We start from the raw sequence: 16,012 nt of genomic DNA, 5'->3' as shown, positions 1-16,012 counted from the left end.
ATATCAATTTAAGGGGTGCGTGCAAGGGACCAAATATCGACCCGTGCTGCGCCGTTGCGCGCCAGTATAGCGGCCACAGTATTGGCTGTCGCGGTTGTTGTAATAACATCGTCGATTACTGCTAGGTGTTTACCTTTTATGTTGTAAGCATTAGAAAAAGTAAATGCGTGGCGCAGATTCTTGCGGCGCTCGGCGGCATTTAAACCTTGTTGTGAACGTGTTGCATTGGGGTGTCGTATGGCGTGGTAAATGGGGATACTTAGGTTTGTTCCCAGTTCATTGGCAATGAATAAGGATTGATTGAAGCCCCTTGTCATCCGGCGTCGCCAGTGAATGGGAACAGGTACTAGGGCATCGGGCTTGGTGTCTATTTGTGAGAGACATTGGTCTAGCCACAAATTGCAGAGTACGGCACCAAAGGTCAGCTTCCTCCGGTGCTTGAATCCAGCAATTAAGCGGTCCACAGGGAAATCGTAGCGTAGGGCGCAGATACATTTGTGAAAGTTTGGCGGTCTCTGCAGACAATTCCCACATAAAGTGGGCAGCGTATATTCCGGCAAGGGCAATGCGCAGCTTATGCAGTGGCTGCCTAGCCAAGGCAACTCTATTTCACAGTTTTGGCAGAGGTCTAGATGCCGTTGGCTGGCGCGCTCACACAGAATGCAGCGGCCTGGTGCGAGCTGATAACTGAGTTTTTCTAATTTACTATGCTGATATCTGTTAACCATATGCGTCCTTGCAGGTTGACAGCTTTATTTAAGCCTTTATGATTGGCACTCTGAAATCACAAACTTCATGTTGGACTTTATCATGACCGCAGGTGCTTTAACGACAATTCGAACAGACTGGAGCAGCGAAGAAGTGCAAGCTTTATTTGCGCAGCCATTTAATGATTTGCTGTTTCAAGCGCAAACAGTACATCGTGCAAACTTTGATCCCAACTCGGTTCAAGTTAGCACTTTATTGTCTATTAAAACGGGTGCCTGTCCTGAAGACTGTAAATATTGCCCACAGAGCAATCGTTACGATACGGGCTTAGAAGCTGAAAAGTTAATGGAAGTTGAAAAAGTATTGGCGGAAGCGCGTGCAGCGAAAGCATCTGGTACTACGCGCTTTTGCATGGGGGCTGCATGGCGGTCACCGAAAAAGAAAGATATGCCTTACGTCACCGCCATGGTGAAGGGTGTGAAGGAGATGGGCCTAGAGACCTGCATGACGCTGGGGATGTTAACTGGCGAGCAAGCCACTGAACTGGCTGAAGCAGGTTTAGATTATTACAACCATAATCTAGACACCTCGCCTGAGTTTTATGGCGACATTATTACCACTCGTACCTATCAGGATCGTTTGGGTACACTGGGTAATGTCCGCGATGCCGGTATCAAAGTGTGTAGCGGCGGTATTGTCGGTATGGGTGAGTCCATTAAAGATCGTGCAGGATTGTTGTTGCAGTTAGCTAATTTGCCTGTTCAACCTGAAAGTGTGCCTATCAATATGTTGGTTAAAGTTGAAGGTACGCCCATGGCTGAAGTGGAAGACTTGGATCCATTTGATTTTATCCGCACTATAGCTGTAGCGCGAATCATGATGCCAAAGTCACATGTGCGTTTATCGGCGGGGCGAGAGTCCATGAATGAGGAAATGCATGCATTGGCATATTTTGCTGGTGCTAACTCGATATTCTATGGCGAAAAGCTTTTGACCACACCAAATCCTAAAGCCAATAAGGATCTGGCGCTATTTGACCGTTTGGGTATAAAGCCTGAAGAGCGTGACGTTGAGCATGACGACGACGCGCAAAGTCAGGCATTACTAGGTGCTGTTGAGCAAGCGACAAATGATAGGTTTTTCTACGACGCAACGGCGTAGTTCTCAGCAATTGAGTTGAATTATGATCACTAAAGCTCTGCAGGATCGCTTGGCAGAGCGTCACCATCAATCTCGTTATCGAATGCGGCGTGTGCTGGAAACAGCTCAGGGCCCACGAGTTGCTGTGGATGGGCGCGAATATCTGTTGTTTTGTAGCAACGATTATCTTGGTTTAGCAAATCACCCTAAGCTTATTACAGCCATGCAGGAGGCCGCACAGCAGTATGGTGTTGGCGGTGGAGCGTCGCACTTAGTGTGTGGTCATTCTAGTTTACACCACCAGCTAGAGTTACGACTGGCCGAAATAACCGGTCGTGACCGTGCGCTGCTATTCTCTACTGGCTATATGGCTAATCTTGGCGCCATTACCGCGCTAATAAGTAAAGGCGATCATATTATTGAGGATCGCTTAAACCATGCATCTTTACTCGATGCAGCTCTATTAAGTGGTGCTAAATTTCAACGCTTCCACCACAATGATCTGGATGATCTTGAGCGCCGATTACAGAAATTACCACCCACAGGTAACCGCCTATTGGTGGTCGATGCCGTTTTTAGTATGGATGGTGATATCGCGCCATTGGATGAGTTAGCCGTGCTTGCCAAAAAGTATGATGCTTATTTAATGGCGGACGATGCCCACGGCTTTGGTGTGCTCGGTGGTGCCGGTGCAGGTAGTGCAGAAGTGTTTAATTTGGATCAGCAGCAGCTTCCGGTTTTGATGGGTACGCTGGGGAAAGGTATTGGTAGTTATGGCGCATTTATAGCTGGCGATGAGTTACTGATTGAGAGCTTGATCCAGTTTGCGCGGCCGTATATTTATACCACGGCCATGCCACCCGCTGTGGCCGCGGCAAGTTTGGCCAGTTTAGAATTGCTGAGCGCTGAGTCTTGGCGGCGTGATCATTTGCAGGCTTTAATACAGCAATTCAAGCGGGGTGCACAGGATTTAGGCCTGCCGTTAATGCCGTCGAATACGGCGATTCAGCCACTTTTGGTGGGTGATGAAGCGTTGGCAATGACGATTAGTGCAAACTTAGACATGGAGGGCGTGCTCGTCTCAGCTATTCGTCCGCCTACTGTTGCCATTGGCCAGTCACGACTTCGTATTACACTAACAGCGGCGCATTCAGCAGATGATATCGCTACCTTGTTAGCTGCATTAGATAAAACAGTGCCTGTTGAACTTCGTATTGCGGCGCAATATAAATGACCTTAATTTATCGAGAGTATCTTGCCGCTCACCATAGTGCTGCTGCCGAGCTGGTGTTGCTACACGGTTGGGCTAGTGATTCTGATATATGGCGCAGTGTCATTCCCTCCTTACGACAATATTTCAATATTACCTTAATTGACTTACCGGGCTTTGGTCGCAGTGTTGATTGCGTTGTTGAAAATGACATTGCTGTTGAGCTTGATACGCTATTAGAGGTGCTTCCTGAGTCTGCGATATATTGTGGTTGGTCCTTGGGTGGAATGTTTGCCGCTGCAATTGCCGAGGCTCACCCTCACCGAGTACTTGCTTTGGTAACGATAGCGAGTAATGCGGTTTTTGTTGCGAATGAAGCCTGGCCAGCAGCAATGCCACGCAAGGATTTTGACGCTTTTTGCCAGACAGTAGAAAAAAGCGCCGTGAAGGGCTTGCGCCGTTTTGAGTTACTGCAGCTTCATGGCGATGAGCGAGCAGCTGCGGTTAAAACGGTATTGAACCGTCAGCAGAAGCGAGTTAATGAGTTTGCCATGGCAAAAGGCTTACGATCTTTAAATGAATTAGATAATCGAGCGGCGCTGGCGGGTTTAACTTGCCCAGCTTTACATGTTTTTGGCGGTAATGATGCACTTGTACCGCGTCAAGCTGCTGAATGTTTTGCAGTCAATTACCCTAACCATGAAGTAAAGGTATTCCCTAGCTGTGGCCATATTCCTTTCTTGTCACAGCCCGAGGTTTTTCTAGCAGAACTTGTCGATTTTGTTAGCTCAAAAGGCTTTGTTGGTGATGCTAGCTCATATTGTCTGGATAAAACCAACGTTGGTCGTTCTTTTAGCCGAGCGGCTGTTAGCTATGATGGGGCTGCACTTCTTCAGCGTCGAATTGCTGATCAATTAATCACGCTGTTGCCACAGCCTGTTGAAGCTGCCCCGCTGGTGGATTTAGGTTGCGGTACGGGTTATAGCTTGCCAGCACTGCGGGAGTATGGCGGTGCACGAACCATGTTGGCAATGGATCTTGCTCCCGGCATGCTGGCTTACGCTAAAGATCGTTATTTAGCCTTGAGTGATGCCTGGATTTGTGGCGACGCTGAAGATTTACCTTTGGCGGATGGCAGTGTAGGTCTTGTGTTTTCTAGCTTGGCATTGCAGTGGTGCGAGAACTTAGCCGCGGTTTATGCTGAGATTGCACGGGTGTTGAAGCCTGGGGGCAGTGCGGTAATTGCAACGTTGGGTCCGAATACCCTGTATGAACTGCGTCAGTCTTGGCAGCAGGTTGATGCCTATGCGCATGTTAATAGCTTTGCTCAGGAGACTGAGCTTCGCTCCGCCATTGACCATGTGGGGCTTCAAATAGAAGCGTGGCAGGAAGCATCTGAGGTGATGGAGTATGAGCGCTTGTCTGAGTTAACCCGTGAATTAAAAAATATTGGTGCCCATAATGTGAATAGTGGTCGTCCCAGCGGGTTGACGAGCCGAGCACGGATTAAAGCACTCACAACAGCGTACGAGCACTTTAGGCAAGAGAATGCGTTGCTGCCGGCGACCTACCAAGTTTGGTATTTGCGATGTAAAAAAATCGCTTAGTTTCTGTGGCGCTTAATAGAGCATGTAATATATTTGCGAATAAAACGTATAAAAAAAGCAGCTACTAGGGGGCGCATTGAAAAAAGGACTTTTATCAACACTTTTGATATTCATATGTCTGCCAAGTCTTGTGCAAGCACAAGGCAGTTTGAATATGCAGGGCATGAGCGGATTATTGAATGTCCCTGATGCATCGGTGCACGAATATGGCATGGCGACTGCCGCTTGGGATAACCAAGTTGACGGTCGGTTTTCACGAGAGTTGACCCGGAATGATCAAGGAAATGATTTTAATGTCGGGGTGGGGATTTTCCCTCACGTAGAGGTGGTGGGAAGAAATGCTGCCAACCGGTCAACAGCTGGTGGTTCTGATTTATCGTTTAACTACAAGTTACAGCTGCCATGGGAGCTATTGCAGGGAGTGTCGTTAGCGATTGGAGAGCAAGATTTTGGCGGCTCTGTGAATGAATACGATACTAAATATGCGGTAGCAACGTGGCAGTATGGGAAATTTCGTTCAACGGTGGGTGTTGGGCGGTACGATGGTCGAGTTGGGCAAACTCAGCGATTAGATGGATTGTTTGGTGGTGTTGAGTTTGCTGCCACAGATTGGTTGAGTTTGCTCATAGAAGACGATGGTCATTCACAAAACACGGGTGTTCGAATATCAAGTCCTAGTGGTTTGTTGCCAGCGGGGTGGCAGGTTTCTACATTATTAATGTTGTCGGCGAAAGAAGGTGTTGATAGCCGAGATGATTGGTACGGTTTTAATATTAAAATCCCGCTGGGCAAAGAATATGAGCGAACACTGCCGTCTAGTCAAATCAGGGCGAACAGTTCTAGCTTAAAGCCTCGGATCATTGAGGAGCAATATGCGGGAACATCGTCCGGCGGCGCACAATCATCCCGGAGCTCAGAAACTCACGATCAAGAAGGTGGTAATTACGCATCACGCTTAACTGGCGAACTCGCCGAATACAATTTTGAAAAAATACGTGTTCAGCGTCAGGGGCAAGAATGGGTGATTGCCTTTGAGGATGTGAGTTTTAATCAGAATGCGCTTGATGGATTAGCTGTGGCTATTGGCGTTGTCACCTCAATACTGCCTGCGGGCGATCGATTTTATTTACAGCTAGAGAAGTACCGTATCCCTGTTTTTGGTCTTGGCGGTGGTGTGGGAGCGTGGCATGCTTTTATTAATGGTCGCGGGGGCTTACCAGATTCTGTAATGGTCATCGCGCCGTCAAGTAAATTGCGGCGTGGCAGTCGGTATGACAATGTGATTAGTTCGACGTTGGAAGAAGTAAAAGACTACCTCGCTTTTCGGCCTACGATTATGTTTAAGCCTGTCGTCTCATCTGCGTTGGGCAGTGAATATGGCGTTTTAGATTATTCTCTGGCGACAAGAGCCGATGTTGTTATACCGCTATGGCAAGGTGCGGCTTTTAATGTTTCAAGAGACTGGTCAGTATTAGAAACTAAGGACTTTACCGATGATGGTATTTACGGGGGAGTCTTTAAAGCACAGCGTATATCTGATGGAGTCAAAGATCGTGTGCTTAGCCAAACTTTCCGTCTGGGACGGGGGCTTACTACCATGCTTTCCTACGGCCGTTTTTTTGCAGAGAGTGACGGTGCCTCTATCGAGCAGCGTTGGGATCTAGGCGATGGTCGTAACCGTTTTCGCGTTATTCTTACTGACTTTAAGGATAAACATGATTCCCAGATCACCCGTAATGCACGGCTAGCTTCATGGCGTTATTTTTTTCAAAACACCAATAGCGAAGTTAATATCACCGGCGGTAAATTTTATAGTGAAGACTCCGGTTACAAAATTGATTTTACCCAGCATATTGGCAACACGCGTTTGCATCTCATTTATAAACGGTCTGATGGAGATGCGTTTGCTGGGGTAGGTTTTACAATACCACTGACGCCTCGGAAGAGTGGTGGGCGGATTGCCGCCATGCAGATCACCGGAACGCCAAGTTGGCGATATGAGGTAAATACTATATTGGGTGAGCAGGGGAATCGTTTGGTTTTTGGTCCCGCTGTAATACCTACCGAGCATTTCAATTTGCGTAATGGTTACTTTAATGGTGACCGCTTAAGTCCAGCATATATTAGAGCCAATCAGGAGCGCTTGCGAGATGCTTGGCAAACCTTCGGAGGGGCTGATGATTAAGCCTTCAGGTGTTTATGAAATATATTGTAGTAAATTATGAAACTAACTAGCCGACATTATTTTGTTACCGGCACAGATACTGATGTGGGTAAGACCTTAGTTGCTTGCGGCTTATTAAAGGCAGCTGCAGAAAAAGGCATGCGTACACTTGCCTTAAAACCCATTGCTGCAGGTGCAGAAAATACAAAGGATGGCCTGCGAAATATCGATGCCGTGATGTTAATGGCGGCGATGACCGAGCAGCTACCTTACCGACAGGTAAATCCGGTCTTGCTGGAACCCGCAATAGCACCTCATATTGCAGCAGAGCAAGTTGGGAAGCGTATTGGTGTGTCTCAGTTGGCAGGGATGTGTCGGGGCGCAATGATGCAACCGGCCGACTTTGTCTTAGTGGAGGGGGCGGGTGGTTGGCGAGTGCCGCTTAATCGTCAAGAATTGATGTCGGATTTGGCTGTTGAGCTTCAGGCGCCAGTTATTCTTGTGGTGGGTATGAAGTTGGGTTGTATCAGTCATGCTTTACTTAGCGCTGAGGCAATTCGAGCTGATGGCTTGCGTCTTGCAGCTTGGGTGGCAAATAGTATTGATCCCGATATGTCCTGTTTTGACGAGAACTTCACTACTCTACAGCAGATGTTGGGTGCACCCTGTCTTGGTGTGGTGCCTTATCTTGGCGCAAGTGATCAATGTATTGATACGGCTGCGACTTGCCTAGATGCCACGCTCTTGTAATGCAGGTCTTAGTCACTTGTAAATCTTAATTAGATCGAGTTGTTATGCCATGGGTGTTTATTTTGGATTTGTGATAACACACTTTTGAACTTCTGCTATGGCCTAATCTATAGAGCCTAGATTGATGGCTTATGAGCGAAAACGGGGAGTTACTAAAGTGATGTGAGTCGCGTAAATAGTAACAAATTCGGTATTTTTGTGATTCGCCATTAACAGCAGGTTAAAATTACGTAATACTCTAGTGTGAGCTATACGTATTTTTACTTACTATTGAAAGATTGCTCAGAAAACAACCGTCACATGGATAAGTAGCAACAATAACGAGGTTTAGGGATGCAGAAAGACACAGGTCTTGCTATTTCATTTTTGCTTGTATGTTTGGCTGGTGTAGCTTCAGCGCCGGTTTTGGCTGAGGAAGGTGTATACCCCCATATTTATGCCTTAGGCACAATGACAAACACTGACTCAGACCGGAATGTTGAATCTACTAACAATGGGTGGCAGCTGGGTTTTGGATATCCTTTAACTTCGCGTCTTTATATAGAAGGTTTGTATTTTGATAATACCTTTGAAACGGGCGACAACAATGGCAGTGATTTCTACCAATCAGGTGGTGGTCTAGATCTTCAATACGGTTTTGGTGATAGAGAACGATTTACGCCATTTATATTGGCTGGTGTTGGTGGCGCACAGAATGACGTAGTTCCCGATTCTCTCGATGAAGACTCTTTTTACTGGAATGTAGGGCTTGGTTTTGTTGGCCGCATCTTTGACCTGCAATGGCTGCGGTATCGCGGTGAAGCACGTTATGTGCAGGATGACTATTTAGATGGACGTAGTGATATTCGCTTTGGATTAGGCCTAGAAATTGCTTTGGGTACAGTTCAAGAGAAAAAGGAAGTTGTTGTCGAAAAAGTGGTTTATAAGCAAGTCAACGTAGAACCTAAAGATTCTGACGGTGACCGTGTTGTTGATCAATTTGATGAGTGTCCAAACACCTTAGCCGGGGCGCGAGTCGATGGGCGCGGATGTGTTATTGAGCAGCAAGTGATCAATATTGCCAATGTAACGTTTGAAACTAACTCCGCCCAATTAACATCTTTTGGTAAAAACACATTGGCGTCAGCAGTGTCATTTTTGGACAGTCAGAGCAATATCAATATTGAAATTGCGGGGCATACCGATAATGTAGGTTCCGACGCATATAATTTGAATTTATCTCAGCAGCGTGCAGCGTCTGTGAAACAGTATTTGGTAAGTAGTGGTATTGAATCTTACCGATTAATCGCAAAAGGTTATGGAGAATCTGCGCCGATAGCCAGCAATAATACGCCGACTGGACGTGCAACAAATCGAAGAGTTGAGTTTCGTTTAACGACTCGATAATTAAATAATATCGCTTGAAGGAGCAAGGCATGCATTTGCAGAAGTTAGTAGTGGCGTTGCTAATAGTAATGGCTACGTCGTTTCAGTTGACCGCGTGTAAGTCAGCCAATGACGGGGATTCTGGAAGCGGGAGTAATACGCAGACAGATACTGATAATGACGGTATATCTGACACAGTTGATAATTGTGTGGATATTGCCAACGTTGATCAGCGTGATACTGACGATAACGGCGTCGGTGATGTTTGTGACGAAGACAACGATGGTGACGGTGTCTTGGACGTCGACGATAATTGTCCAATCGTGGCGAACGCGGATCAAAATGATATCAGTGGCGATGGCGTTGGTGATGTTTGTGATGACAGCGACAATGACTCTATCTTTGATGATGTTGATAATTGCTTCGCAATCGCCAATGTAAACCAGCGTGATACTGACTTAGATGGTCAAGGTGACGCCTGTGATCAGGACGATGATGGTGATGGTAAGCTTGATGGCGATGATAACTGCCCCTTAGCTTCTAACCCTGGTCAAGAAGATACTGATGGCAACGGTACTGGCGATGTTTGTGAAAACGATGTCGATGGCGATACCGTTGTAAACGCAGACGATAACTGCCCATTAATTGCAAATTCAGACCAACAAGATACTGATAACAACGGTATCGGTGATGTTTGTGAAGATACAGATTCTGATGGCGTATTCGATCCAGCAGATAACTGCCCTACTGCTGCCAATTCAAATCAGGTTGATAGCGACTCGGATGGCATGGGCGATGTTTGCGATACAGATGACGACAACGATACGGTGCTTGATGGCGCAGATAATTGCCCGCTAACGAGTAACCAGAATCAATTGGATTCTGATAGCGATGGTACGGGTGATGCCTGCCAGACCGACGCTGATAATGACGGTTTAAACAATGGCTTAGATAATTGTCCATTTGTTGCCAATCCGAACCAAGCTGACGTGGATGGTGATGGCATTGGTGATGCGTGTGATGACTCTGATGCTGATGGTGTATTAGACACAGTAGATAATTGCCGTGTAGATCCTAATTCGGGACAAGAAGACCTTGATCTAGATGGTAAGGGTGACGTTTGTGACGCCGATGTGGATGGCGATAATGTTGAAAATGATGTTGATAATTGCCCCCTTGTCGTTAACACCAATCAAACGGATTCTGATGGTGACGAGATAGGTGATGCTTGCCAAGATGATGCAGATGGCGATTTGATTGCCGATATTAATGATAACTGCCCAAATGTTGCTAATTTTGATCAAGCCGATACGGTAAGTGTCAACGGTATTGGTGATGCTTGTGATGATACTGATGCTGATGGCTTGATTGATAATGCAGATAACTGCCCAACAACAGCTAACACTGACCAAGTCGATACTGATGGTGATGGCGAAGGTAATGAGTGTGATATCGATGATGATGCTGACGGTGTATTAGATGGTCCAGATAACTGCCCATTAGTGGCCAATTTGGATCAAGATGATGCCGGTGGTAATGGCGTTGGTGACGCTTGTGAGTTGGATGAGGATGCTGACAACGTATTAGACGACGTTGATAACTGCGTAGGTATTGCCAATACTGATCAAGCAGATTATGACGCTGATGGTGAGGGTGATGCATGTGATACTGATGTTGATGGTGATGGTGTCGATGAGCCTGGTGATAATTGCCCATTACCAAACCCTGGTCAGGAAGTAGATGAAGATGGGAATGCTGTGGCGTGTAACTCAACCGCGATTGCAGAGAACTTCCAGTGCACAGCAGGTGCGCCTGAAGGTGCAACTGTACAGGCAATTGAAACAGGGTTGATCTGTACGCTTACTAATATAACTGCGCCATTATTGGACGGCTGCTCGGTGGTATCAGCAGACAATGCCATAGACTTGGATCTTGGGTCATTCGCTATTGTTAGCTATGCTGTTGGCTTACTTGACGGCCTGCTAGGTGATGACGGTTTAGGCTTGACTGGATCGCAGTCTTTGCAAGTGACAATGCCAGAGGCAATTCCTGCCGGTCAGGTAGCTGGCTTTATCGTAAGTATTCCGAATAGCACAGTTGATTTAAGTATTGCGCGTCGGATTACCATCACCACTTACTTAGGTGACGAGCAGGTTGGTATAGCTGGTGTTGGCCAAAATACTGAAATCTCCTTGCTAGGTCAGGGGCTGGTTCGTACTGACGATGCTTTATTCCCCGCATTTGACCCAGAAGATCCCGCGTCTTTCTTTGATCCAGATGCATTTACTTTCCCTGATCCGACGGCAGCGAATGATGAGGTTAAGTACTTGCTTGGCTTTATTGCTCCCAATGATTATGACCGTATTGAGCTAAAAATTGATGCGCAGTTATTGTCAGTTGATCTTACTGAAGCGGTTAAGGTATATGAAACTTGTGTAGCTGCTGCACCAACGGGGGCTATGGACCCGACAGTAGAAGGTGGTGAGGGTAGTGATCCAGCTGCGCAACTGCAGAGTCTGTTTGAAACAATAGCTGATCCCGATGCGGTAACTAATGTAATTGCATTGTTGACGGAAAACACGCCCGATGCATTGCAACCTTTGGCAGACCTGTTATCGGACCCTAGTCAGGAGCAGCTAGAGGCAGTATTTGCTGCCTTCTCAGCATTGATTCCTGGTGAGGAGCTAGACCCTTCAGTAATTACTGATTTGTTCTCGGATATTCCCTTCCCGGGGTCTGATGAGATTGATCCTGCAGCACTGGCAGAGGCATTTGCTGCCTTTTTCGAGGACCCGGCGTCTTTCTTTGACTTGTTTACCTTGCCAGGTAGTTAATCTGCTGTTGTAGGTTTTATTTAAGTAATGAAAACCCCGGTTCTCCGGGGTTTTTTTATGGGTAAAGCTTTTTAAGCTGCCGGCTTGTAGGTCAGTTTATGGCTGTGGTGTTATTGATCTAGGGGTTTTATCTTATAGGTGAAATCCAAAAGGACTTGCAAGACGTAATAAAATCTCTATAGTTGTCACTGTCAACATTGGCAGCTACCGTCATATCTGCCATATTTTCGTTCATGAGGTCATTGTCATGCCGCAATATACAGCTCCACTTCGCGATATTAATTTTGTACTTAAAGAAGTACTCAATAGCGATAAACACTTTGCCAGTCTAGCTAGCCGTGAAGAGGTTAGTGAAGACCTGGTGGATGCCATTCTTTCTGAGGGCGCCAAGTTTTCTGAGAATGTACTTTCACCGTTAAACCAAATTGGTGATGAGCAGGGGTGTACCTGGTCTGAATCGGGTGTTAAAACGCCTGAAGGTTTCAAAGAGGCCTACTCTCAGTACGCAGAAGGAGGTTGGCCATCGATGACGGCTAATCCGGAATTTGGTGGCCAGGGCTTGCCAAATTCACTGGGTCTCGTTGTATCCGAAATGGTGGGCTCTGCCTGTTGGTCATGGGGTATGTATACGGGCTTGTCACAATCTGCCGCACGCTTGCTGGAAGTTTATGCAAACGAAGCGTTACAACAGACTTATCTTCCTAAAATGACCGATGGTACTTGGGGGGGCACAATGTGCTTAACCGAGCCTCATTGCGGTTCGGATTTAGGTTTGCTTCGTACCAAAGCTGAAGCAAATGCTGATGGTAGCTATAAGGTAAGCGGAACAAAAATTTTCATCTCTGGTGGTGAGCATGACATGATGGAAAACATCATTCACCTTGTCTTAGCTAGAGTTGACGGTGCACCATCGGGAACAAAAGGTATTTCGTTATTTGTGGTGCCAAAGTTTTTACCCGATGAAAATGGTGACGTTGGTGAGCGCAATAGTGTTCACTGCGGTAGTATCGAGCATAAGATGGGGATCAAGGCTCAGGCTACCTGTGTGATGAATTTCGATAGCGCTAAAGGTTTTTTGGTTGGCGAAGAAAATCGCGGCCTTAACGCGATGTTCCATATGATGAATTCAGCTCGCCTTGGTACAGCCGTGCAAGGTTTGGCCGCCGGCGAAGCGTCATTCCAGGGTGCTTTGGCCTACGCTAGAGAGCGTTTGCAAATGCGATCATTGAGTGGTCCTAAGAACCCAGATGGTCCTGCAGACCCATTGATAGTCCACGCTGATGTACGTCGTATGCTTTTGACCCAAAAGGCCTTTGCGGAAGGAAGTCGCGCGTTTATTTATTGGGTTGCGCAATTAGTTGATACTTTCTACTTTTCTGGTGATGAAGAAGAGCGTCGCAGTGCCGAAGAGCTTTCAGAATTGTTAACACCTATCGCCAAAGCTTTTGTAACGGAAACCGGTTTAGAGTCAGCAAATTACGGAATGCAAGTATTTGGTGGCCACGGCTTTATTTCTGAATGGGGAATGGAGCAAATTGTTCGTGATTTGCGCATTTCAACGCTATACGAAGGTACCACGGGTATTCAAGCTCTAGACCTATTAGGTCGTAAAGTAATGGGCAGTGGTGGTAAGCAGTTAATGGTATTCACCAAATTGATTCACCAATTCTGTAAAGAGCAAAGCGACAAGCCTGGTATGGCTCCATTTGTAGAGAAATTAGCTGCGCTGAATACCGAATGGGGTGAGGTCACCGGAAAAATAGGTGAAAAAGCCATGAATAATGCAGACGAAGTGGGCGCAGCATCGGTGGACTATTTGATGTACTCCGGCTATATCTCGCTGGCCTATATGTGGGCGCGTATGGCATCAATTGCTTTAGATGGTGATGCTGATGACGCCTTTCTTAAAGCGAAATTGCAAACCGCGCAATTCTATTATCAACGTTTGTTACCTCGGACCGAGTCCCACAAACAGGCGATGTTGAATGGTGCAGACTCTATCATGGCGATGCCTGAAGAAATATTTGCATTTTAAGCATTTTTAAACCGTACAGTTAAACATTGACGACGGCCTCAGCGGCCGTCGTGCTGATTTACAAGGAGTCATTTATGCCTGAATATAAAGCCCCACTTCGTGACATGCAGTTTGTTTTGCACGAGGTTTTTAAAGCCGAAAATTTGTGGCAGACAATGCCTGCCATGGAAGAAGTGAATCGAGAGTTAGCGGATGCAATTCTTGAAGAAAGCGCAAAGATTAATGAGTCATTGATTGCGCCGTTGAGTCAGCCTGGTCATGAAGAGGGTGTTAAATGGACTGATGGTGTTGTTACAACGCCCAAAGGTTATCCCGAAGCATTTCGGCAGCTTGCCGAAGGTGGTTGGGGCGGCCTTTCTGGTGCGCCTGAATATGGTGGTCAGACAATGCCTAAGATGTTGGTGTTGTTATTTGAAGAAATGCTGTACTCGTCAAATATTGCTATGGGTTTATATTTAACCCTGACTTCTGGCGCAGCGCTGGCTATCGCAAGTCACGCATCTGATGAGTTAAAAACTAAATTCCTGCCCAATATGTATTCTGGCAAATGGGCTGGTGCTATGTGCTTGACTGAGAGTCACGCGGGTACCGATCTAGGTATGATACGCAGCAAAGCTGAACCACTGGCAGACGGCAGTTATAGTATTAGTGGCACTAAAATCTTTATTACCGGTGGCGATCACGATTTAACGGAAAATGTTATTCATCTCGTGTTGGCAAAATTGCCGGATGCACCTGCAGGTTCAAAGGGTATTTCGTTATTCCTTGTGCCCAAAATGAAGGTCCATGAAGATGGTAGCTTAGGGGAAAACAATGGTGTTCACTGCGGCAGTATTGAACACAAAATGGGCATTAATGCCTCTGCCACATGCGTAATGAATTTCGATGGCGCTCAGGGCTATTTAGTCGGTGAAGTGAATCGTGGTTTGCAAGGCATGTTTACCATGATGAACTACGAGCGTCTTTCTGTTGGCATTCAAGGCCTTAGCGCTGCAGAAGCTGCTTATCAATGGTCTTCAATTTATGCACGAGAGCGCTTACAGAGTCGAGCGCCCTCTGGTCCGGTCAATAGTGCCGGTGCAGCTGACCCGATCATTGTGCACCCAGATGTTCGTCGCATGTTACTAACCCAAAAGGCGTATGTTGAAGCGGGACGGGCTTTTGCTGTTTACGTGGGCAAGCAATTAGATGAATCTAAATTTAGCAGTGGTGAGGCAAAAACTAAGGCTGAGGGAATGGTGGAATTACTCACACCAATTGCTAAAGCGTTTTTGACTGACAAAGGGCTAGAGGGAACCGTGGCTGGTCAGCAAGTATTTGGCGGTCATGGTTATATTCGTGAATGGGGTATGGAGCAGCTGGTTCGCGATGTGCGTATCAGCCAAATTTACGAAGGCACCAATGGTATTCAAGCACTGGATTTAATGGGGCGTAAAATTGCCGCTAATGGTGGCCAAAACCTTACGGTTCTGATTGCTGAGATGCGTGAGTTCAGTGCCAACGCTGCGGATGTTAGTGGCATGGATGAATTTTTAGCGCCATTAAATGAATCAGTGGACAACCTTGAATCACTGGCTGAATTTGTTTTGGCTCAAACCAAAGCCGGTGATGCAAACGCTATTGGTGCAGCCTCAGTTGAATTTCTGCATGTTATGGGCTTTACCCTCTACACCTATATGTGGGCGATGATGACGCGTACCGTGTTAAATGGTGAAAGTGATCAGGGTGAGGAGTTTGGTCAGGCGAAGTTACACACGGCTCGATTCTTTGTTCAGCGCCTATTACCCCAGGCTAAAGGCTTGAGCGAATCGATTCGCAATGGCAGTGCTAGTTTAATGGATATTCCAGAGGAAGCATTTGCCTAATTTGAGGTAACTGCGGTATAACTGGTTAATCAGGCGGCAACTTGCGATAATAGTGCCGCCTTTTTTATTGCCTGATGAAACACAGGTAATACCGTGCTTAATTGCTAGTCAGTGGTGAATTAATGGAAAACGAACACAATAAACTGTACCCAGAAGATCAAGCTAAAGTAGATGCATTTTTGAAACAGGGTTATAACAGTGTTGAGCGTAAGCCATATCGACCGTTGAAGTTACTGGCTATCTTGTTAGTCATGGTGACCACGATATCTGCCGGTGCATTACTGCTAGCTTGGGCAAGCGGCATTCATTAATCCTATCTGGTGATGTTTTAAAG

The 16,012-nt window shown here is 46.5% G+C and carries 11 protein-coding genes; 10 read left to right on the top strand and 1 reads right to left on the bottom strand.

The genetic code is table 11. The features are described 5' to 3' along the window. Positions 1 to 8: 8 nt before the first annotated feature. Entirely contained in the window at positions 9 to 728 is a 720-nt protein-coding gene (locus AELLOGFF_RS12895) for a ComF family protein (RefSeq protein ID WP_159269119.1), read from the bottom strand. Between the two features lie 82 nt (positions 729 to 810). On the opposite strand from AELLOGFF_RS12895, the gene bioB reads away from it, so the two are divergent. The 10 genes from bioB (at position 811) to AELLOGFF_RS12845 (ending at position 15,989) form a co-directional block, all read left to right on the top strand. After that, a complete protein-coding gene (bioB, locus tag AELLOGFF_RS12890; protein WP_159269118.1) occupies positions 811 to 1,869 on the top strand; it encodes a biotin synthase BioB in 1,059 nt (352 codons plus the stop codon). A gap of 22 nt (positions 1,870 to 1,891) precedes the next feature. After that, positions 1,892 to 3,082 carry an 8-amino-7-oxononanoate synthase gene (bioF, locus tag AELLOGFF_RS12885; RefSeq protein WP_159269117.1) on the top strand — a complete coding sequence of 397 codons (1,191 nt, stop codon included), beginning with the start codon at positions 1,892 to 1,894 and terminating at the stop codon, positions 3,080 to 3,082. After that, positions 3,079 to 4,665, top strand: a complete 1,587-nt coding sequence (bioC, locus tag AELLOGFF_RS12880) for a malonyl-ACP O-methyltransferase BioC (protein ID WP_159269116.1) — start codon at positions 3,079 to 3,081, stop codon at positions 4,663 to 4,665. The genes bioF and bioC overlap by 4 nt, the downstream gene beginning before the upstream one ends. 76 nt (positions 4,666 to 4,741) lie before the next feature. Further along, positions 4,742 to 6,850 (top strand): YjbH domain-containing protein, encoded by a 2,109-nt coding sequence (locus tag AELLOGFF_RS12875; RefSeq protein ID WP_159269115.1) that lies wholly within the window; start codon positions 4,742 to 4,744, stop codon positions 6,848 to 6,850. 36 nt (positions 6,851 to 6,886) lie between these two features. After that, entirely contained in the window at positions 6,887 to 7,579 is a 693-nt protein-coding gene (gene bioD, locus AELLOGFF_RS12870; protein ID WP_159269114.1) for a dethiobiotin synthase, read from the top strand. Positions 7,580 to 7,912: 333 nt separating this feature from the next. Then, positions 7,913 to 8,965, top strand: coding sequence for an OmpA family protein (locus AELLOGFF_RS12865; protein WP_159269113.1), 1,053 nt, complete (start codon positions 7,913 to 7,915; stop codon positions 8,963 to 8,965). Positions 8,966 to 8,994: 29 nt separating this feature from the next. Then, a complete protein-coding gene (locus AELLOGFF_RS12860) occupies positions 8,995 to 11,778 on the top strand; it encodes a thrombospondin type 3 repeat-containing protein (RefSeq protein ID WP_159269112.1) in 2,784 nt (927 codons plus the stop codon). Between the two features lie 247 nt (positions 11,779 to 12,025). Then, the gene (locus tag AELLOGFF_RS12855; RefSeq protein WP_159269111.1) at positions 12,026 to 13,813 is read left to right on the top strand and encodes an acyl-CoA dehydrogenase C-terminal domain-containing protein; all 1,788 of its coding nucleotides are present in this window, start codon (positions 12,026 to 12,028) and stop codon (positions 13,811 to 13,813) included. 74 nt (positions 13,814 to 13,887) lie between these two features. Further along, entirely contained in the window at positions 13,888 to 15,678 is a 1,791-nt protein-coding gene (locus tag AELLOGFF_RS12850; protein WP_159269110.1) for an acyl-CoA dehydrogenase C-terminal domain-containing protein, read from the top strand. 122 nt (positions 15,679 to 15,800) lie between these two features. Beyond that, entirely contained in the window at positions 15,801 to 15,989 is a 189-nt protein-coding gene (locus tag AELLOGFF_RS12845) for a DUF3094 family protein (RefSeq protein WP_159269109.1), read from the top strand. Positions 15,990 to 16,012 lie beyond the last annotated feature (23 nt).

It is taken from the genome of Zhongshania aliphaticivorans (genome assembly GCF_902705875.1).
In the GTDB taxonomy this organism is placed as follows: domain Bacteria; phylum Pseudomonadota; class Gammaproteobacteria; order Pseudomonadales; family Spongiibacteraceae; genus Spongiibacter; species Spongiibacter aliphaticivorans_A.
This window is presented reverse-complemented; position numbering and strand designations above follow the sequence as displayed.